The sequence below is a fragment of the Lysobacter sp. Soil_C_59 genome, assembly GCF_057656415.1.
In genome coordinates, this window is the sequence record NZ_JBDGKK010000002.1 from 683442 (window position 1) to 701233 (window position 17792).

At 67.3% G+C, this 17792-nt stretch carries 18 protein-coding genes; 12 read left to right on the top strand and 6 right to left on the bottom strand.

From position 1 onward, the window contains the following. Nucleotides 1-36 precede the first annotated feature (36 nt). Nucleotides 37-780: a pseudouridine synthase gene (locus AC3A3Q_RS06560; RefSeq protein ID WP_487585455.1), complete on the top strand. Its 744-nt coding sequence runs from the start codon at nucleotides 37-39 to the stop codon at nucleotides 778-780. Here AC3A3Q_RS06560 and AC3A3Q_RS06565 read toward each other — a convergent pair whose 3' ends face one another. Continuing rightward, nucleotides 781-1290 carry a DUF2059 domain-containing protein gene (locus AC3A3Q_RS06565; RefSeq protein WP_487585456.1) on the bottom strand — a complete coding sequence of 170 codons (510 nt, stop codon included), beginning with the start codon at nucleotides 1288-1290 and terminating at the stop codon, nucleotides 781-783. 109 nt (nucleotides 1291-1399) lie between these two features. Here AC3A3Q_RS06565 and arfB point away from each other — a divergent pair, with 109 nt between their 5' ends. Both arfB and AC3A3Q_RS06575 read left to right on the top strand, forming a co-directional pair. Beyond that, nucleotides 1400-1819: an alternative ribosome rescue aminoacyl-tRNA hydrolase ArfB gene (gene arfB / locus AC3A3Q_RS06570; protein WP_487585457.1), complete on the top strand. Its 420-nt coding sequence runs from the start codon at nucleotides 1400-1402 to the stop codon at nucleotides 1817-1819. Between the two features lie 58 nt (nucleotides 1820-1877). After that, complete coding sequence (locus tag AC3A3Q_RS06575; protein WP_487585458.1) at nucleotides 1878-2501, top strand: 1-acyl-sn-glycerol-3-phosphate acyltransferase; 624 nt, start codon at nucleotides 1878-1880, stop codon at nucleotides 2499-2501. A 15-nt stretch (nucleotides 2502-2516) separates the two neighbouring features. Here AC3A3Q_RS06575 and AC3A3Q_RS06580 read toward each other — a convergent pair whose 3' ends face one another. Beyond that, nucleotides 2517-3485: a LysR family transcriptional regulator gene (locus AC3A3Q_RS06580; RefSeq protein ID WP_487585459.1), complete on the bottom strand. Its 969-nt coding sequence runs from the start codon at nucleotides 3483-3485 to the stop codon at nucleotides 2517-2519. Nucleotides 3486-3700: 215 nt separating this feature from the next. Here AC3A3Q_RS06580 and aceB point away from each other — a divergent pair, with 215 nt between their 5' ends. From aceB to AC3A3Q_RS06600, 4 genes are all read left to right on the top strand, one after another. After that, a complete protein-coding gene (aceB, locus tag AC3A3Q_RS06585; protein ID WP_487585522.1) occupies nucleotides 3701-5284 on the top strand; it encodes a malate synthase A in 1584 nt (527 codons plus the stop codon). Between the two features lie 82 nt (nucleotides 5285-5366). Next, nucleotides 5367-6668 (top strand): isocitrate lyase, encoded by a 1302-nt coding sequence (gene aceA, locus AC3A3Q_RS06590; protein WP_487585460.1) that lies wholly within the window; start codon nucleotides 5367-5369, stop codon nucleotides 6666-6668. A gap of 221 nt (nucleotides 6669-6889) precedes the next feature. Continuing rightward, entirely contained in the window at nucleotides 6890-7948 is a 1059-nt protein-coding gene (locus AC3A3Q_RS06595; protein WP_487585461.1) for a GGDEF domain-containing protein, read from the top strand. Nucleotides 7949-7969: 21 nt separating this feature from the next. Continuing rightward, the gene (locus AC3A3Q_RS06600) at nucleotides 7970-10492 is read left to right on the top strand and encodes a putative peptide modification system cyclase (protein WP_487585462.1); all 2523 of its coding nucleotides are present in this window, start codon (nucleotides 7970-7972) and stop codon (nucleotides 10490-10492) included. Between the two features lie 19 nt (nucleotides 10493-10511). On the opposite strand, the gene AC3A3Q_RS06605 is transcribed toward AC3A3Q_RS06600, so the two are convergent. Next, nucleotides 10512-10856: an NHLP-related RiPP peptide gene (locus AC3A3Q_RS06605; protein ID WP_487585463.1), complete on the bottom strand. Its 345-nt coding sequence runs from the start codon at nucleotides 10854-10856 to the stop codon at nucleotides 10512-10514. A gap of 190 nt (nucleotides 10857-11046) precedes the next feature. Here AC3A3Q_RS06605 and AC3A3Q_RS06610 point away from each other — a divergent pair, with 190 nt between their 5' ends. The 3 genes from AC3A3Q_RS06610 to AC3A3Q_RS06620 all read left to right on the top strand — a co-directional run bounded on the left by AC3A3Q_RS06610 (nucleotide 11047) and on the right by AC3A3Q_RS06620 (nucleotide 13366). Beyond that, entirely contained in the window at nucleotides 11047-12237 is a 1191-nt protein-coding gene (locus AC3A3Q_RS06610) for a putative peptide maturation dehydrogenase (protein ID WP_487585464.1), read from the top strand. An 81-nt stretch (nucleotides 12238-12318) separates the two neighbouring features. Beyond that, nucleotides 12319-12792, top strand: a complete 474-nt coding sequence (locus AC3A3Q_RS06615; RefSeq protein WP_487585465.1) for a hypothetical protein — start codon at nucleotides 12319-12321, stop codon at nucleotides 12790-12792. 109 nt (nucleotides 12793-12901) lie between these two features. Next, complete coding sequence (locus AC3A3Q_RS06620; RefSeq protein ID WP_487585466.1) at nucleotides 12902-13366, top strand: hypothetical protein; 465 nt, start codon at nucleotides 12902-12904, stop codon at nucleotides 13364-13366. 95 nt (nucleotides 13367-13461) lie between these two features. Here AC3A3Q_RS06620 and AC3A3Q_RS06625 read toward each other — a convergent pair whose 3' ends face one another. Next, a complete protein-coding gene (locus AC3A3Q_RS06625; protein ID WP_487585467.1) occupies nucleotides 13462-14976 on the bottom strand; it encodes a YifB family Mg chelatase-like AAA ATPase in 1515 nt (504 codons plus the stop codon). 45 nt (nucleotides 14977-15021) lie between these two features. Next, on the bottom strand, nucleotides 15022-15288 hold the full coding sequence (gene ubiK / locus AC3A3Q_RS06630; protein WP_200608360.1) for a ubiquinone biosynthesis accessory factor UbiK: 267 nt from the start codon (nucleotides 15286-15288) through the stop codon (nucleotides 15022-15024). A gap of 190 nt (nucleotides 15289-15478) precedes the next feature. Here ubiK and AC3A3Q_RS06635 point away from each other — a divergent pair, with 190 nt between their 5' ends. After that, nucleotides 15479-15817, top strand: coding sequence for a P-II family nitrogen regulator (locus AC3A3Q_RS06635; RefSeq protein WP_158732151.1), 339 nt, complete (start codon nucleotides 15479-15481; stop codon nucleotides 15815-15817). 87 nt (nucleotides 15818-15904) lie between these two features. Beyond that, the gene (locus AC3A3Q_RS06640; protein WP_487585468.1) at nucleotides 15905-17026 is read left to right on the top strand and encodes an acyltransferase family protein; all 1122 of its coding nucleotides are present in this window, start codon (nucleotides 15905-15907) and stop codon (nucleotides 17024-17026) included. Here the strand turns inward: AC3A3Q_RS06640 and AC3A3Q_RS06645 are convergent. Further along, nucleotides 17016-17669, bottom strand: coding sequence for a BUD32 family EKC/KEOPS complex subunit (locus AC3A3Q_RS06645; RefSeq protein WP_487585469.1), 654 nt, complete (start codon nucleotides 17667-17669; stop codon nucleotides 17016-17018). The two genes, AC3A3Q_RS06640 and AC3A3Q_RS06645, sit on opposite strands and share 11 nt — an antisense overlap. Nucleotides 17670-17792: the final 123 nt, after the last annotated feature.

Genomic DNA, 17792 nt, shown 5'->3' on the forward strand with positions numbered 1-17792 from the left:
GAATGCAGGGGAGGCAAGCTGCCTTCGAGTAACGAAATGAATACCTCGACGCCTACCGACCTCCTGCCCACGCAGGAGGTGCCAGAAGCCCTCGACATCCTCTACGCCGACGAGCAACTGGCCGTGGTCAACAAGCCTGCCGGCCTGATGGTCCACGACAGCGCGCTGGCGCGCGGCGAAACCGACTTCGCCGCCGACCGGCTGCGCGAGCAGTTCGGCAAGCCGATCTTCCTGGTGCATCGCCTCGACCGCGCCACCAGCGGCTGCCTGCTGCTCGCTTTCGATCGCGAGAGCGCGTCGACGCTGGGCAAGGTGCTGATGTCGCGCGAGGTCGAAAAGGACTACTGGGCGATCTGCCGCGGTTGGCCGGAGGAGAGCTTCGTCGTCGACTATCCGCTCGATGGCGGTCCGGGCAAGCCGCTCAAGAAACCGGCCATTACCCGATTCACCCGCCTGGCGACGACCGAGCTGGAACTGCCGTCGGCCAACTTCCCGACGTCGCGCTACGCATTGCTGTGCGCGCAACCGGAAACCGGGCGCTTCCGCCAGATCCGCCGCCACCTCAAGCACCTCTCGCACCACATGATCGGCGACACCAGCCACGGTGACGGCCGCCACAACCGCCAGTTCCGCATGCTCGGCATCCATCGCATGCTGCTGCATGCGCGCCGGCTGGCGTTCGTGCATCCGCTCGATGGACGGCGCATCGAAGTGACCGCGCCGTCGGATGCCGAGTTCGCAAAGGCGCTGGCGTTGTTCGCCGACGCCCCTGCGGATTGATCAGTTGCTGGCGCCGGCTTGCGCGCGCTGCGCCTCGACCTCGGCGGCAACGTCCTTCTCCAGCTGCTGCAGCATCGGCACCATCAGCTTCTGCATCGCCGTCATGGTGTGCTGAACCAGCTGCGGCATCTTGTCGAGCAGCCGCTGGCCGGTAGCGCTGCCGTAGAACTCGACCATCGCCTCGACGTCTTCTGCACTGAAGGTCTGCCGGTAGATGTCGATGTAGATCGGCTCGAGATTCTTCCAGGCCAGCGCGTCGCGGATGCTGGTGCGGGAACGGGCGAGGATGCGCTGCAAGGTTTCGCGCTGCTGCGCGTTGAGGTCCTTGTTGGCTGTCAGCTGGTCGATCATCTGCTGCTGGGACGCTTCCACCATCGGCAGCATCGCGTCGACCGTGCTGCGCGCGCGCATCACCTCGAGCAGCTTGTCCAGCTGCGCGTCGCTGGGCGAAGCGGCGAAGGCGAGCGGGGTGGACAGGGCGAGCAGCATGGCCAGGACAAATCGCTTCATCGGGTTTCCTCCTTGAGAGGCAGGCATCTTCGCCTTCCCGCTGCCGCAGCGTCTATCGGACAATGGCCGATTGGTCCTGGGCGACCGCGGCATTGCTAAAGTTCTCGCCATGCTCGAGATCAGCGACAACCTGACCATTCCCGACGACGAGCTGGTCGAGCGTTTCGTGCGCTCGTCCGGTCCGGGTGGGCAGAACGTCAACAAGGTCGCAACCGCGGTCGAGTTGCGCTTCGACCTGGCCGGCTCGCCGTCGCTGCCCGAGCCGGTGCGGGCGCGGCTGCTGGCCAAGCGCGACCGTCGCATCACCGACGAGGGCGTGCTGGTGATCAGCGCCCAGCGCTTCCGCACCCAGGACCGCAATCGAGAGGATGCACGCGAACGCCTGGCGGCCTTCATCGCCACCGGACTGTTCGCGCCCACCCCGCGCGTGGCGACGCGGCCGACCAGGGCCAGCAAGGAGCGGCGGCTGAGCGGCAAGCGTGAACGCGGTACGATCAAGCGCGGTCGCGTCGTTCGCGATTGGGATTGACGAACCGGGACTGAAAGGCCGCAGAGCACCATGAAAGCGCACCAGCCACGAGGGGCCAATGGCCGACACTGACGACCACCGCGTGCTCGACCAGCGCGTTCTGGACCTGCCGCCGAACGCGCCGCGGGTCAAACCCAATGCCTTCACGCGATGGCTCGGCCGCGCCATCCTCCGCGCCGGTGGCTGGCGCATGGTTGGTGCCTTCCCCGACATTCCGCGCCTGGTCCTGATCGGCGCGCCGCATTCGTCCAACTGGGATGGCATCTGGGGCTTCGCCGCGAAGATGGCGATGGGCCTGGACCTCAAGGTCCTGGGCAAGGATTCGCTGTTCAAGCTGCCGGTGATGGGCGCCCTGATGCGCCACCTCGGCGTGATCCCGGTCGATCGCAAGGCGGCCCATGGAGTGGTCGAGCAGGCGGCTCGGATGATCCGCGACGCAGACAAGCTCTGGTATGCGCTGGCGCCGGAAGGTACGCGCCGGGCCGTCGAGCGCTGGAAGCCGGGCTTCTGGCGAATCGCCAAGGCCGCCGCGGTGCCGGTGGTGCCGGCGTACTTCCATTACGGCCAGAAGGTGATCGGGATCGGCCCGCCGTTCGACCTGGGCGAGGACTTCGACAGCGACTTCAACCGCATCCGTAACTGGTACCGCGGCGTGTCGAAGGGCAAGAACCACGACGCCTAGTCGGCGCAGGTGCGCTCAGCGTTCAGACTGCCCGGTCGAGTAGTAGTCCCCGCGCTCGAACAGCGCCGGCTTTATTAATTCTGTAAATGCCCGGGCCTGCGGTGATAAATATTTGCCCTTGCGGACCACGACTCCGTAGGTCCGTGACGGGAAGTACTCCGCCAGCGACCGCGCCGACAGCCGCTCGCGGTCGGCCTCGGTCAGGCAGATCGCGGTGACGATGCTGATTCCCAGGCCCATCGCCACGTACTGCTTGATGACCTCCCAGCCGCCGACCTCCAGCGCCACCGTGTATGGCACCCGGTTCTGCTGGAACACCAGGTCGATCAGGCGGTAGGTGGTCAACCGCTGGGGCGGAAGGATCAGGCCATAAGGCGACAGGTCCTGCAGGTGCAGGTCCTCCTTGCGCGCCAATGGGTGGTCTCGCGGCGTGATCAGCATCGGCTCGAACCGGTACACCGGCTCGTAGCTGAGGTCGGCCGGGACATCCAGCATCGAGCCCACGGCCAGGTCGACCCCGTCCGAGCGCAGCAGGTCCAGGCCGCCAGCGCCGGTGACGTTATGCAGGGTCAGCCGCACCTCCGGGTGGGCGGCGCGGAAGGCTTCGACGATCCGCGGCAGCAGATAAAGGATGGTCGAGCTGCCCGCCGCGACATTGAGTTCGCCGGCATCGAGGCCGCGGATCTTCTCGCGGAACACCGAATCCAGCGCGTCCAGGCCCTCCACCAGCGGCCGGGCCAGCTCGTAGAGCTCCTGGCCCTCGCGGGTCAATGTGATCCGCCGGCCGCTGCGCTCCAGCAGTCGCACCCCCAGTTCCCGCTCCAGCGCCTGCAATTGCAGCGTCACCGCCGGCTGGCTGAGGTAAAGCGCCTCGGCCGCCCGCGACACCGAACCCAGGCGGGCGGTCTGGCAGAACGCACGAAGGGGCTTGAGCCGGTCCCCCTTGTAGGCGAACCGCGGGCTGGAAGGCGGCTGGGTGGCCATGGTTTCAATGCTTATTAAGGAAAGTAATGATTAGCATTGAAAAATCTTGATTGTCAAATAACACACGCCGCCGCATGGTGACTCTCCAAGGTGACCACGGAGTTACAGGCATGTCGGCAGTGATGGCCAAGCGGCAAGACGGCGAGATCCAGGACGGCAAGATCCAAGACGGCAAGATCCAAGACGGCAATATCCAGGAGATCGCCGAGGGCAATATGGAAGTCCTGGCCCAGGCCGAGGGCCAGGACCAGGTTCTGACCCCCGCCGCGCTCCGGTTCCTGGCAGGACTGCACCGCCGCTTCGAGGCCGCCCGCCAGTCGCGCCTCGACGTCCGCCTGGCGCACCAGTCGCATTTCGACGCCGGCGGCCTGCCCGACTTCCGCGCCGACACTGCCGCCATCCGCCATGGCGACTGGAAAGTGGCACCGCTGCCGCAGGCCCTGCTCGACCGCCGCGTCGAGATCACCGGCCCGGTCGACCCGAAGATGGTCATCAACGCGCTCAACTCCGGCGCGAAGGTCTACATGGCCGACTTCGAGGACAGCACCTCGCCGACCTGGGACAACCTCATCGCCGGCCAGCGTGCCCTGATCGGGGCCGTCGCCGGCAACCTCGAGTTCACCGCCGTCGGCGCTGATGGCAGCACCGGCAAGCACTACACCCTGCGCCCGTTCGAGGAGCAGGCCGTCCTGATGGTGCGCCCGCGCGGCTGGCACCTTGACGAAAAGCACGTCCGCATCGACGGCGAGCCGATGTCGGCCAGCCTGTTCGACCTGGGCCTGTTCGCTTTCCACAACTCGGACGTGCTCGCCGCGAAGGATCGCGGACCCTATTTCTACCTGCCCAAGCTGCAGTCGATGGAAGAGGCGCAGCTGTGGAACGACGTGCTCGACCACGTCGAGCGCGAGCTGCGCCTGGCGCCGGGGCAGATCAAGGTCACCGTGCTGATCGAGACGCTGCCGGCAGTATTCGAGATGGACGAGATCCTGCATGCGCTGCGCACGCGCATCGCCGGCCTCAACTGCGGCCGCTGGGACTACGTCTTCTCCTACATCAAGACCTTCCGCCGGCACCGCGACAAGGTGCTGCCCGAGCGCGCCCAGGTCACGATGACCCAGCCGTTCCTCAAGGCCTACTCGGAACTGCTGATCCAGACCTGCCACAAGCGCGGCGCGCACGCGATGGGCGGCATGGCCGCGCAGATCCCGATCAGCGGCGACGAAGCGGCCAACGAAGTCGCGATGGCCAAGGTCCGCGCCGACAAGCTGCGCGAAGTCACTGCCGGCCACGACGGCACCTGGGTCGCGCACCCGGCGCTGATCCCGCTGGCACGCGAGATCTTCGACGAGCGCATGCCCACGCCCAATCAGCGCCACGTGCTGCGCGAAGACGTATGGGCCACGCGCGACGACCTGATCAAGCCCTCGCTGGGCACGATCAGCCGCGCCGGGTTCGAGGGCAACGTCGAGGTCTGCGTGCGCTATCTCGCCGCCTGGCTCGACGGCAACGGCTGCGTGCCGATCCACTGGCTGATGGAAGACGCGGCAACTGCCGAGATCGCCCGCACCCAGCTGTGGCAGTGGCTGCACAGCGACGGCCTGCACCTGGACGACGGCACGCCGGTCGACTTCGCCCTGCTCGAACGCGCCTTCCTCAACCTGCCCGGCCGCCTGGGCGACCGCGCCCGCCTGCCCGGTGCCAGCCGCATCAACGAAGCGATCGGCGTGCTCGACCGCCTTACCCACGCTGACGTGCTGGAGGACTTCCTGACCTTGCCGGCTTACGCACGACTCGACTGACGCAACGCAGCTGACCCATCCCCACCCAACCCTCCCCTTGAAGGGGAGGGCTTCAAAAAAGAAACGAGCAGAGGGCACCGCCATGACCACCGCATTGCACACCGCCGAACAACTCCGCCACGACTGGGCCACCAACCCGCGCTGGGCCGGCATCGACCGCCCGTACTGCGCCCAGGATGTCGTGCGCCTGCGCGGCACCGTGCCGGTCGAGCACACCATCGCCAAGCTCGGTGCCAACAAGCTGTGGGCCTCGTTGCACAGCGAACCGTTCGTCAATGCGCTCGGCGCGCTGACCGGCAACCAGGCGATGCAGCAGGTCAAGGCCGGCCTCAAGGCGATCTACCTGTCGGGCTGGCAGGTCGCCGCCGACGCCAACATCGCCGGCGAGATGTACCCCGACCAGTCGCTGTACCCGGCCAACTCGGTGCCGCAGGTCGTGCGCCGCATCAACAACACCCTGCTGCGCGCCGACCAGATCCAGTGCGCCGAAGGCAGCGGCGACATCGACTTCCTGCAGCCGATCGTGGCCGACGCCGAGGCCGGCTTCGGTGGCGTGCTCAACGCCTTCGAACTGATGAAGGGCATGATCGAGGCCGGTGCCTCCGGCGTGCACTTCGAAGACCAGCTGGCCAGCGTCAAGAAGTGCGGCCACATGGGGGGCAAGGTGCTGGTGCCGACGCGCGAAGCGGTCGAGAAGCTGGTCGCCGCGCGCCTGGCCGCGGACGTGATGGGCGTGCCGACGCTGATCGTCGCCCGCACCGACGCCGAAGCCGCCGACCTCATCACCTCCGACATCGATCCCAACGACGCACCGTTCATCACCGGCGAGCGCACGGTCGAAGGCTTCTTCAAGACCCGCAACGGCCTGGACCAGGCGATCAGCCGCGGCCTTGCCTACGCGCCGTACGCCGACCTGGTGTGGTGCGAAACGGGCAAGCCGGACCTGGAGTTCGCGCGCAAGTTCGCCGAGGCGATCCATGCGAAGTTCCCGGGCAAGCTGCTGGCCTACAACTGCTCGCCCAGCTTCAACTGGAAGAAGAACCTCGACGACGCGACCATCGCCAGGTTCCAGAAGGAAATCGCCGGCTACGGCTACAAGTTCCAGTTCATCACCCTGGCCGGTTTCCACAGCCTCAACTACGGCATGTTCAACCTCGCCCACGGTTACGCCCGCCGCCAGATGAGCGCGTTCGTCGAGCTGCAGGAAGCCGAGTTCGCTGCGGCCGAAAAGGGCTTCACCGCGGTCAAGCACCAGCGCGAAGTCGGCACCGGTTACTTCGATGCGGTGACCCAGACCATCCAGGGCGGCAAGTCCTCGACGGTGGCGCTGAAGGGCTCGACCGAGGAAGAGCAGTTCCACGAAAAGCGTGCCGCGGCAGCCTAAGAAAAAGTCTCGGTTACCACGTTCTCCCCTTTGCCTGGCGAAGGGGGGAACCCGGGAAAAGCCTGCTTTGAGGCTTTCCTGAGCACCTCAAGCCCTGCTCAGCTTGCACCCCTGCACCGGTCCGCGGGGCGACCGGAAGCCGTCCTCCAGACCCCCTTTTCACCGTTGATTGTCGTGTTCAGGTGCTATTCTCCAGCCTCACCACGGACCGGGGTCGTGGGATGAATCGCGACAGCGCGGCACTCATACACAGCCGCGAAACCTTCATCGCAGGCAGTCCCAGCACGGCGTCGGCGGATGTGGCGACGGCGGTGCTTACCGATTCGGAATACGAACTGTTCGCCGAGATCGGCCGCTCGCGCCGCATCCAGGAAGGGCAGGTGCTGTTCCGTCGCGGCGAACTGGGCACGACCATGTTCGTGATCGCACGCGGTGTCATCGACCTCGACTTCGGCGAAGACCTCGTCGGCAAGCGCCTGGGTCCGTGCGAATTCTTCGGCGAACTCGGACTGCTGATCGGCGACCACGTCCGCAGCGCCGATGCCGTCGCCGCCAGCGACGGGTTGCTGATCGAACTGCGCCATGAGGAATTCCAGCGCCTGGTCGATTGCGACCCGGGCCTGGTGTCGTACTTCCTGCGCCGCGCGATCCTTCGCGTCGTGCTCAACGAACAGAGCCTGATCCGTCGCCTGCGCCGTCGTAACGAGGAGCTGGAGTCCGCACTCGACAGCCTCTACGCCGCCACGCACCAGCTCAACCAGACCGAAGAGCTGATCCGCACCGACGAGCTGACCAGCCTCTACAACCGCCGCGGCCTGACCCTGCACCTTCAGGAATTCCGCAAGCTCGGCATGCCCAACACGATGGGCCTGCTGCTGATCGACTGCGACCGCTTCAAGCAGGTCAACGACGAGCACGGTCATCTTATTGGCGACCGCGTGCTGCAGGGCGTGGCCAACATCCTGCGTTCGGTCGCCGGCCCCGACGACCTCGCCTGCCGCCTTGGCGGCGACGAGTTCTGCCTGCTGATGGTGGCCGAAAACCGCGAAGAGGTGATGCGCTTCGCCGACTTCGTCGTCTCCACCGCCCAGGGCCTGATGCAGATGGCGCATGGCGCCCCATTGATGTGTCCGCTCAGCGTCGGTGCCTGCCTGGTCGATCCGGCCAAGGACTGGAACGACTGGTACGCCCGTGCCGACGAAGGCCTTTACCGGGCCAAGCGCATGGGCGGCAATTGCGTCCAGTGGCAGGATCACGATGCGGAACTGACGTCGGCCTAGGCCGAAGAGGCGACACCATCGATGAATGAGATGACCCATCGCCCGTCGATCGACTCACCGCAACTGCGGACGTTGTTGCTGACCGACCTGTGCGATTCGACCGCGCTGGTCGAGAGCATCGGCGACGTCGCAACAGCCACGCTGTTCCGCGACCACGACCGGCTCGTGCTGGATCTCCAGCAGCGCTGGCGCGGACGACTGATCGACCGCTCCGATGGCCTGCTGCTGATGTTCGAGCGGCCGATCGACGGCCTTGGCTTCGCCCTCGATTACGTCCGCACCCTGGAAGTGATGAGCGCTTCGCTCGGGATGGAAATCAAGGCGCGTGCCGGCCTGCATGTGGGCGAGGTGCTGACCTGGCGCAATACCGATGAAGCCGTCCTGGCCGGCGCCAAGCCGCTGGAAGTGGAAGGCCTGGCCAAGCCGACCGCGGCGCGCCTGATGTCGATGGCACGCCCCGGGCAGATCCTGCTGTCGTCCGTGGCCGAACCGCTGGCCCACCGCGCAGCGCGCGAACTGGGCGAACGCGGCCAGCAGCTGCTCTGGAAATCGCACGGCCGCTGGCGCTTCAAGGGAATGCCCGAGGGCCAGCAGGTCTACGAAGTCGGCGAGCCCGGCATCGCCCCGCTGCGCACGCCGCCGAACACGACCAAGGCCTGGCGTGACATCCCGTTGTGGCGCCGGCCGGCATCGCTGGTGGCCGAAGCGGCCCTGGTGGCACTGTTCGGCATCGGCGTCTGGTTCATGACCCGCCCGGCGCCGGCGATCGCGTTCAACCAGCGCGACTGGGTGGTGGTTGCCGACCTGCGCAACCTGACCGGACAGAGCGTGCTCGACGATTCGCTCGAGCAGGCGTTTCGGATCAGCCTGGAGCAGTCGCGGTACGTCAATGTCTTCAGCGACCTCAAGGCCCGCGACACGCTGACGCGGATGCGACGGGAGCCGGGCACGGTGCTCGATCGCACCGTGGCCTCGGAGATCGCATTGCGCGATGGTGCCCGGGCGGTGATCCTGCCGACGGTCGCCGAAGTGGGCGGACGCGTGCGAGTCAGCGCGGAGATCATCGACCCGCATACCCAGGCCACCGTTTACGCGGTGTCGTTCGACGGCACGGGAGCCGCCTCGGCACTGGACTCCATCGATTCGGTCACCGGCGAGCTGCGCGGCAACCTGGGCGAATCGATCAAGTCGATCGAGCGTGACTCGGCCAGCCTGCCGGAGGTCACGACCACGAACCTGGACGCATTGCGCGCATACGCGCTCGCGCAGAAGGCCGCTTCGAAATTCCAGTACAGCGAGGCACTGCAGCTGTACCGCCGCGCCACGGAGCTCGATCCCCAGTTCGCGCTCGCCTGGCTGGGACAGGTGAGGATCTACTACGGCCAGGAAAAGGCGAGTGCGGCGGTGGAGCCACTGCGTCGTGCACTGTCGCTGAAAGCCCACCTTCCGCCCCGCGAAGCGCTGTACCTGGACGCCTGGGTGTCGGAGTTCGCCGATCCGGCGACCACGACCGGAAAGTGGATGCAGCTGGCCCGCCTCTATCCCGACTACCTGCCGGGCAGGGGCAATGCCGCGATCTGGCTGTATACCGAGAACCGCTTCGAGGAAGCCCTGGCGCATGCGCTGGCGGCGGCCGTTCCGCAGAATCCGCTGGCGGGTAACGAGTTCGACACGGTCGGACGCGCCTACCTGGGCATGCAGCAGTACGCACAAGCGCAGAGCGCGTTCGAGAAATCCTATTCGGCCACCGGCGGAAGCGTGCGGCGATTGCTGGCCACGGCCGCGGCCCAGGGCGACTTCGCCGCGGCCCACAAATACGTCGACAAGCTGGAACCGGACAATCCCTTCGCCTACCTGGAGCGGGCCAGCCTGGCCGTCGACCAGGGGCAATGGAAGCAGGCCCAGGCGCTTGCGCGCACCGGGCTGTCGCTGACCGAGGCGGAGCGCGGGCTGGAGAGCCGCTACCTGCTGCTTCCGGTGGCCGTGACGACCTGGCTGGCTGGCGACAAGGGCAATGCCCTGCGTTATGCGCGCTCGGCTTCGGAGCAGGCGCTTGCGGCGTTGGCCAAGCAGAAGGCATCCGACCTGGACGCCGATGCCGAAGAAGATGCGGCCTTGTCCCTCGGCGCGGCGATCGTTGCCCAGCGCCTGGGTGATCGCGACATCGCGGCGTCGGTGCTACAGGAGCTGCCGAAGTACGGCCTGCTCATGAAGACACCACAGCTGGCCGAGTTGCTGGTCGTCGTGCGCGCGCAGAAGGCCCGGCTCGATGGCAACACGGACGAGGCAGTAAAACTGCTCCTGCCACTGCTGACAGGACGGGAGCGCTTCCAGACCCGCGCAGCCTTGATGGACGCGTACCTGGATGCCGATCAGTCCGACCTGGCGGTGGAGCAGGCGCAATGGCTGCGCCAGCATCGCGGATTGGCGTACGTCGAGCTCGAATGCGGCCACTGCCTGCAGGCGCTCAACGTCGCCGACAGCAATCGCGCAGCACGAAAGGAATCCGAGCTGCGCGGTCGCGTGAAACCGGCGGGCGGCTAGCCGCTCCGCCCCCAACGCATCAGCGGCGCACGAACCCGGACGTATCGGTGCCTGCATCCAGGCGCGGCGTCGTCTGGTTCAGGCCACGCAGGAGCATCGCCATGATCTCGCCGCGGGCAGCGGCAATGGCTTCCTTCGGGGCGAGGTCGGTGACCTTGCAATCACGGAACGGTTCCGGCGCCGACGCGAGCACCAGCCCGCATGCCGTCATCTGGCCGGGCGAGGGCGATTCATAGCCCAGCGTGCGCAGTGCACCGAGGTGGTCGCGCTGGAACTGCGCGCGGAAATCGTCGTCAGTGCTGAGCAGGTCCAACAACCGGTCCGCAATGGCCGGATCCAGCGGTGCGGTCAGTGCCTCGTTCATCCCCGTTCCCCTCGAAGGCCCGTTGCAGGCCGTGATGGCGCAATCTAACCGGGTGTGCCCGACGTCACAACCGCGCGCGGGCCGCTTCAGCCGACGCCGGTACCCGGGTCGATCTGGTCTTTGAGTCACGCGCCTTCCGTCGGAGGCCGGTTGCAAGCAGAGTAAGGGCTTCTACTTCAGGGGCCCGGGAATGCGTATCCGACGTTGTGCCGTTGTATTCCTCGAACCCCGCGAGCAGGCCGAGTTCGATCTGGGCGTGCTGCTCGGCGGCGGTGACGGCCTGCGACGGGAGCGCCGCTGGGTCGCGCTGGCCCCGCACCTGGGAGAAGAGGTCGAGGTCGACACCACCGAGCGTGAACTGCTGGGCACCCTCAGCCCCGGCCAATGGATTGATGCGGCAGGCGTCGAGGACACCGCAGTCATGCAGCGCCTGCTTGCCAAGGGCCTGCTGATCAGCGACGCCCCTTCCGATGCCGCGATGCGAGCACGTGACGAGTCCCTGCGATCCACTTACTGGCATCCGCTCGCCGCCACCCTGCACGCCTTCACCCGCTGGAGTGGCGTGGACACCGTGAAGAACATGAAGGACAGCGGCACCGAGACGGCCGCGGAAATGCGCCAGGTGCTGGGCGCGCCTCCGGTCGAGGCCGCACGTCGCGCCGCGGCGCCAGACCTCAAGCCGCTGCCGCGCATCGCCCCAACCGCCTTTGATGACCTGCTCGCGCGCCGCGCCACCTGCCGCAACTTCGATCCGACCCGCAAGGTCCCCTACGACCTGTTCGCGCAGCTGCTGCAGCGCGTGTTCGCCGCCCAGGCCGAGGTCCGGGTCAGCGAGGACCTGGCCTTCCTTAAAAAGAACGTGCCCTCCGGTGGCGGCCTGCACCCGATGGAGTGCTACCTGATCGTCCAGCATGTCGAGGGCGTGGAGCCGGGCCTGTACCACTACCAGGCGCAGGAGCACGCGCTGGAACCGCTGGCCGGGCCGGACAAGCCGCTGCGCGAGTTCGTCATGGACATGGTCGCCCAGCAGCACTGGTTCGCCGATGCCCATGTGGTCGTGCTGCTGTCGCCGCGCTTCGACCGCACCTTCTGGAAGTACCGCCACCACGCCAAGGGCTACCGGGTGGTCGCGCTGGAAGGTGGCCATCTCTCGCAGACCCTGTATCTGTCGGCGACCGAAGCCGGGCTGGGCGCCTTCATCACCGGCGCAATCAACGAGGTCGAACTGGAGCAGGCCTTTGGCCTCGACCCGATCCACCAGGGGGCCCTGGCCATCTGCGGTTTCGGCTGGCGCGGGCAGGTCATGGAGACCGCCGAGCTCGACCCGGGGCAGCGGATCTGGGTTCGCGGGGAGGCGGCCGGCACGGATTCACAACACTGAACCATATTTGCGCCAAAAGGCAGTCGACATTGCCAAATCGGTCAAGTTATGTTGACAGGCCCTAACCCAGGTTTCGTTCCGATGCGCGTCTTCCGCCTCCTTTCCGCCGCCGTGCTTGGCCTGGCCATGTTCACGCCGGCGTTCGCGTCCGTCGACAGCCGTGTGCTGATGCTCGATGACATCCGCAGCCAGCAACATGAGATCCGCATCGGCGTCGAGGAACGCTCCGGTCCGTACAAGGACCTGTCGGCGACCGAGCGCAGCGAACTGCTGACCAAGCAGGATCGGATGCTGCGCACGATCGAAGGCAAGAAGTCGACCGACGAACTCAACGACCAGCAGAAGACCGAAGTGTTCAACACGCTCGAGTGGATCGAGGCGGTGGTCAACAACTCCGGCGAAGACGAGCGCATGGTCTGCGAGCGCCGCGCGATCCTCGGCAGCACCCGCAAGGAACGCGTCTGCAAGACCCAGTCGCAGTGGCGCGAAGAGCGCGAAGCCGCCCGCAACATGATGGACTCGCGTGGTAACTGCGGGGACTGCAGGAGCAACTGAGTGACCTTGCCAGTCAGCACCGGCCGCCCGCGCCGGTGCTGGACATCTGGCGTGCGGTTCGGCGACAGGGGTGTCTGACAATCTGGCGATGTTCCGGGGAGGAACTGCTATGAAGCGATTGATCTGGCTGGTGGTGCTGACCGCGGCACTGACGGCGGCAAATGCACAGGAGCCCACTGCGCAGCAGGACGGCCTGCAAATGATCCTGACGCAGCAGCAACAGCTGCAGCGCGATCTCGACGACGGCAAGACCAGCGGCATGACTCCGCGTCAGGTCAACATCATCCGCAAGTCGCAGCGCGAAGTGTTCGCCGTGACCGAGGGCAAGACGCACTTGGACCAGTTGACGATGGAAGACAAGGTCCGGCTCGAGAACGCGCTCGAGCGCATCAACGCCGAAGTGAAGGGCACCCGCGCCGGCCAGGACAGCAAGCAGGTGTGCTGGCGCGAGAAGCAGACCGGCACGACCGTCAACGTCACCCGCTGCGGCACCGAAGCGGAGATGCGCGAAGCCCGCGAGGGTGCGCGTGACTTCCTAGAGCGTCCGAAGGTCTGCGGCGACCGCTGCGGCTGACAACCTCAAGCGAAGCCCAACGATCTATTCTCGTAGGAGCGAGCTTGCTCGCGACTGCCGGACCCATGCACGTTCGGTCGCGAGCAAGCTCGCTCCTACCGCCCTTGCGCGTCCAGGCCGCGCGCCGCGCGGCGCAAGCCGATCGCTTCGGTCAGGTGCACGGTCCCGATCGAAACTTCGCCGGCCAGGTCGGCGATGGTCCGCGCCACACGCACGATCCTGTGCAGCGATCGCGCCGACAACTGCAGCGAATCGACGGCGCGCTCCAGCAAGGCGTGATCGCCCGCCGACAGGCGACAGGTCGCCGCAGTCTCCGCCTGCCCCAGTTGCGAGTTCGGCTTGGCGCAGCGCGTGAGTTGGCGCTCACGAGCCGCCACCACCCGCGTGCGCACCGACGCGGTGTCCTCGGCCGGTGGTGCATCCGGCCGCAATTCCGAGGGTGGCAGCCGCGCCACTTCGACATGCAGGTCAATGCGGTCGAGCAATGGGCCGGAGATGCGGCCGCGATAGCGCGCAATCGACTCGCTGCTGCAACGGCAACGGCCGCAGGCATCGCCGGCCCAGCCGCAAGGGCAGGGGTTCATCGCCGCGACCAGCTGGAACCGCGCCGGAAACTCCGCGCTGCGCGCCGCACGCGATACGGTGACCACGCCCGATTCGAGCGGTTCGCGCAGCACCTCCAGCGCGCGCCGTTCCCACTCGGGCAACTCGTCCAGGAACAACACGCCGTGGTGCGCCATCGACACTTCGCCCGGGCGCGGCTGCGTGCCGCCGCCGATCAGCGCGACGGCACTGGCGGTGTGATGGGGCGCGCGGAAGGGGCGTTCGCGCCAGCGTGAAGGGTCGAGGCCGCGACCACTGACCGAGGCGATCGCCGCCGCCTCCAGTGCCTCGGCGTCGGAGGCTTCCGGCAACAGGCCGGGCAGGCGCGAGGCCAGCAGGGTCTTGCCGCAACCGGGCGGGCCGATCAGCAGCATGTGGTGGCCGCCCGCGGCGGCGATCTCCAGTGCCCGGCGCGCATGCGCCTGCCCGCGCACATCGGCCAGGTCCAGCTGCTCGCTGCGCACGCTCGGCACCGCGGTGGCCAACGGCAACGACTTGCGACCGGTGAGCTGCGCGCACACTTCCAGCAGCGTGCGCGCGGTGCGAACTTCGACCTGGCTGGCCAGTGCGGCCTCGGCGCCGTTGCCGGCCGGGACGATCAGCCGCCGCCCGGCTTGCGCGGTCGCCAGCGCTGCCGGCAACACGCCGTCGATCGCGCGCAACTCGCCGGTCAGGCCAAGTTCGCCGACGAACTCATGGTCGTTGAGCGACTCCAGCGGGATCTGCCCGCTGGCGGCGAGGATGCCCAGCGCGATGGCCAGGTCGAAACGCCCACCCTCCTTCGGCAGGTCGGCAGGCGCGAGGTTGACGGTGATGCGGCGGGCCGGGAACTCGAACTGTGCGCACTGGATCGCCGCCCGGACCCGGTCCTTGGCCTCGCGCACCGCCGCTTCGGGCAGGCCGACGATCGACATCGACGGCAGTCCGCCGGCCAGGTAGACCTCGACGCGTACCGCCGGCGCGCGAACGCCCGATCGCGCACGGCTGTGCACGAGTGCCAGGTTCATCGGGGACAGCCCTCAGTGGGGGCGAGAGCTCAGTGGGGCGAGCCGTCAGTGGCGCGGGGAGGCGCTGCCGCCAAGCTGGGCTTCGAGTTCGGCAACGGTGCGCTGCAGCTCGTCGAGCTTTTCGCGGGTGCGCAGCAGGACCGCGCGCTGCACTTCGAATTCTTCGCGCGTGACCAGGTCGAGCTTGGCCAGGCCGGACTGCAGCACCGACTTGAAGTTCTGCTGGAGCTCCTCGCGGCTTTCACGCAGTCCCGGCGGGACCAGGGTGCTCAGGCGGCGGGCGAGGTCGTCGATGTGGTTGAGGTCGATCATGGGTGATGTGTCCTCCAGCAGTAGTCGCAGCTTGCGGCGGGGGCCGTGAGGGCGCCGTAGGCGTCTGCTGCAACCTGCTGTCAGGAAATTCCGAGCGGGCGGGCCACTGTAGCGCATGGCTACTCGCGCGGGCGCGGTCTTCGCTATCCTGCTGCGTAGCAGGGGTCCGGTCCGGACCGGGAGAGATCCGATGAAGATGGTCATGGCGGTGATCAAGCCGTTCAAGCTCGACGATGTCCGCGAGGCGCTGGCCGAGGCCGGCGTGGCGGGCATCACCGCCACCGAGGTCAAGGGCTTCGGCCGGCAGAAGGGCCACACCGAGCTCTATCGAGGCGCTGAATACGTCGTCGACTTCCTGCCCAAGATCAAGCTCGAGGTCGCCATCACCGACGACCAGGTCGAAGCGGTGGTCGAGGCGATCATGAAGGCCGCCGGCACCGGCAAGATCGGCGACGGCAAGATCTTCGTCTGGGACCTGGAACGTGCTGTTCGCATCCGCACAGGCGAGATGGACGGCGACGCGCTCTAGGTTCCGCGCGCTCCGGATAGCTACGTCCGCCTGCCCGGCAGGCCCGTCACGCCACGGACTGGCGTCGTACCGACACACGAATCGCGAATGAGCCGACTACCCGGGCTGGACCTGCTGCGCGCCATCGCCGTCATCTGGGTGATGCTGTTCCACTCTTTCCTTGTCGGCGGACTCGGTCCCGATTTCGCCTGGCTGTCGCGCTTCGGCTGGATGGGCGTGGACATCTTCTTCGTCCTCAGCGGTTTCCTCATCGGCAGCCAGGTGCTGGCGCCGCTGGCGCGCGGCGAACGGCTGTCGTTCACCGCCTTCTACTCACGGCGCGCCTATCGCATCGTGCCGGCGTTCGCCGTTGTGCTGGCGATCTACGTGGCGTTTCCCGCGCTGCACGAGTCCGACGGCATGGCGCCGTGGTGGCAGTTCGCCACCTTCACGATGAACCTGCTGGTCCACTACGACACGCAGGCGGCGTTCTCGCACGCCTGGTCGCTGTGCGTGGAGGAACACTTCTACCTGGTCTTCCCGGCGCTGGCGTGGTGGCTGACGCGGCGGCCGTCAGTCGCGAAATTCGCAGGCCTGTGCGCATTCGTCCTGCTGGCCGGCATCGCGCTGCGCACTGGAGTGTGGCTGCACGACGCAGCCGTCGATCCGCCGCGCAACTGGTTCGTCGAGGACATCTACTACCCGACCTGGAATCGCCTCGATGGCCTGTTGGCCGGCGTCGTGCTGGCGACGATCTCGGTGTTCCGCCCGGCGTTGTGGGCCCGCATGCGCGAATGGGGCAATGCGTTCGCGCTGATCGGCCTGGCGATGATGGCGCTGGCCTTCTGGCTGTTCCAGAAGCGCTCGGGACTTCTGGGCAATTCGATTGGCTGGCCGGTGTTGTCGGCGGCCATCGCCTGCCTGGTCGTGGCCGGTTCCAGTGCGCGCAGCTGGATCGGGCGCTGGCGCGTGCCGGGTGCGGCATGGATCGCGGCGGTGTCTTACAGCCTGTACCTCAGCCACAAGCTGGTGTTCCACGCCGTGGACGTGCAGTTCGGCGAATGGCTGCAGGGGCGCGGGCTGGTGGCGTTCGCCGTCTACGCGCTGGCGACGCTCGCCGTTGGCGCGCTGCTCCACTACGCCGTCGAGCGACCGTTCCTGCAACTGCGCGCGCGGCGGCAATCGTCCCGCCGCAGTGACCGCGGTGCAGGCGAAGCAATTACCGCTTGATCACCCGGTACAACCGACGCCAGCCATCGCGCAGTGCCCGCACCCAGGTCGGCTCGGCCAGCGCCGCGGCCTGCTGCGCAGTGGGGCCCTCGCCGGTCAGGCGCTGCTGCATCTTGAACACGTTGGCCAGGTCGCTTCGACGCAGTTGCCGCACCAGCGGCAGCGAGCGCAACCAGCGTGGCGTGCGCAGCGCCGAGGCGTAGTCGATCAGCACCGGCGTGGTGCCACAGACCAGGATGTTGGACGCGTGCAGATCGTTGTGGGTGATGCCCGCGGCATGCAGGCTGGCCACTGCGCCGCGCAATTGCTGGAACAGCTGCGCGCCTGCAGCTCGCAGCGTGTCGCTGTCGAGCGGTTCGCCCTGCACCAGTTCCATGCCAAGTGCCAGGCCGCCGATCGTGCCGAGCAGCGCGGGCGCATGGCGCCAGCCGCGAAGCAGGCGCAGCACGCGCGCCTCGCGGCGCACCAGGATCCGCGCGAACGGCGCCAGCGGCGTCCACCGATAGCGGCTGTAGTCCTTGATCACGGCGGGGCGTCCATCGAGGTCGGCGACGTAGACATTCGGCTCGAGCAGGCGTTCGCCATGCTTGAGCATCCGCGACGGTCGCGGCACCGGCCGCACCCGCGGGGCCGGGGGTTTCATCAGATTCATTGGGCGGCATCCAGGCCGGCGCCGTGAACCGTCTGGGGGAGGGAACGGGCCGGTCTCGCTGGGGGAGGGCGAGGCAGTGGCGCGAATTCTAGGCCGCGCGCGTCTTTGTGACAG

Excerpts from the sequence above, each read along its gene's own strand:
- AC3A3Q_RS06560 (WP_487585455.1), top strand. The coding sequence starts at position 37 with ATGAATACCTCGACGCCTACCGACCTCCTGCCCACGCAGGAGGTGCCA.
- AC3A3Q_RS06565 (WP_487585456.1), bottom strand. The coding sequence starts at position 1,290 with ATGAAGCGATTTGTCCTGGCCATGCTGCTCGCCCTGTCCACCCCGCTC.
- arfB (WP_487585457.1), top strand. The coding sequence starts at position 1,400 with ATGCTCGAGATCAGCGACAACCTGACCATTCCCGACGACGAGCTGGTC.
- AC3A3Q_RS06575 (WP_487585458.1), top strand. The coding sequence starts at position 1,878 with ATGGCCGACACTGACGACCACCGCGTGCTCGACCAGCGCGTTCTGGAC.
- AC3A3Q_RS06580 (WP_487585459.1), bottom strand. The coding sequence starts at position 3,485 with ATGGCCACCCAGCCGCCTTCCAGCCCGCGGTTCGCCTACAAGGGGGAC.
- aceB (WP_487585522.1), top strand. The coding sequence starts at position 3,701 with ATGGAAGTCCTGGCCCAGGCCGAGGGCCAGGACCAGGTTCTGACCCCC.
- aceA (WP_487585460.1), top strand. The coding sequence starts at position 5,367 with ATGACCACCGCATTGCACACCGCCGAACAACTCCGCCACGACTGGGCC.
- AC3A3Q_RS06595 (WP_487585461.1), top strand. The coding sequence starts at position 6,890 with ATGAATCGCGACAGCGCGGCACTCATACACAGCCGCGAAACCTTCATC.
- AC3A3Q_RS06600 (WP_487585462.1), top strand. The coding sequence starts at position 7,970 with ATGAATGAGATGACCCATCGCCCGTCGATCGACTCACCGCAACTGCGG.
- AC3A3Q_RS06605 (WP_487585463.1), bottom strand. The coding sequence starts at position 10,856 with ATGAACGAGGCACTGACCGCACCGCTGGATCCGGCCATTGCGGACCGG.
- AC3A3Q_RS06610 (WP_487585464.1), top strand. The coding sequence starts at position 11,047 with ATGCGTATCCGACGTTGTGCCGTTGTATTCCTCGAACCCCGCGAGCAG.
- AC3A3Q_RS06615 (WP_487585465.1), top strand. The coding sequence starts at position 12,319 with ATGCGCGTCTTCCGCCTCCTTTCCGCCGCCGTGCTTGGCCTGGCCATG.
- AC3A3Q_RS06620 (WP_487585466.1), top strand. The coding sequence starts at position 12,902 with ATGAAGCGATTGATCTGGCTGGTGGTGCTGACCGCGGCACTGACGGCG.
- AC3A3Q_RS06625 (WP_487585467.1), bottom strand. The coding sequence starts at position 14,976 with ATGAACCTGGCACTCGTGCACAGCCGTGCGCGATCGGGCGTTCGCGCG.
- ubiK (WP_200608360.1), bottom strand. The coding sequence starts at position 15,288 with ATGATCGACCTCAACCACATCGACGACCTCGCCCGCCGCCTGAGCACC.
- AC3A3Q_RS06635 (WP_158732151.1), top strand. The coding sequence starts at position 15,479 with ATGAAGATGGTCATGGCGGTGATCAAGCCGTTCAAGCTCGACGATGTC.
- AC3A3Q_RS06640 (WP_487585468.1), top strand. The coding sequence starts at position 15,905 with ATGAGCCGACTACCCGGGCTGGACCTGCTGCGCGCCATCGCCGTCATC.
- AC3A3Q_RS06645 (WP_487585469.1), bottom strand. The coding sequence starts at position 17,669 with ATGAAACCCCCGGCCCCGCGGGTGCGGCCGGTGCCGCGACCGTCGCGG.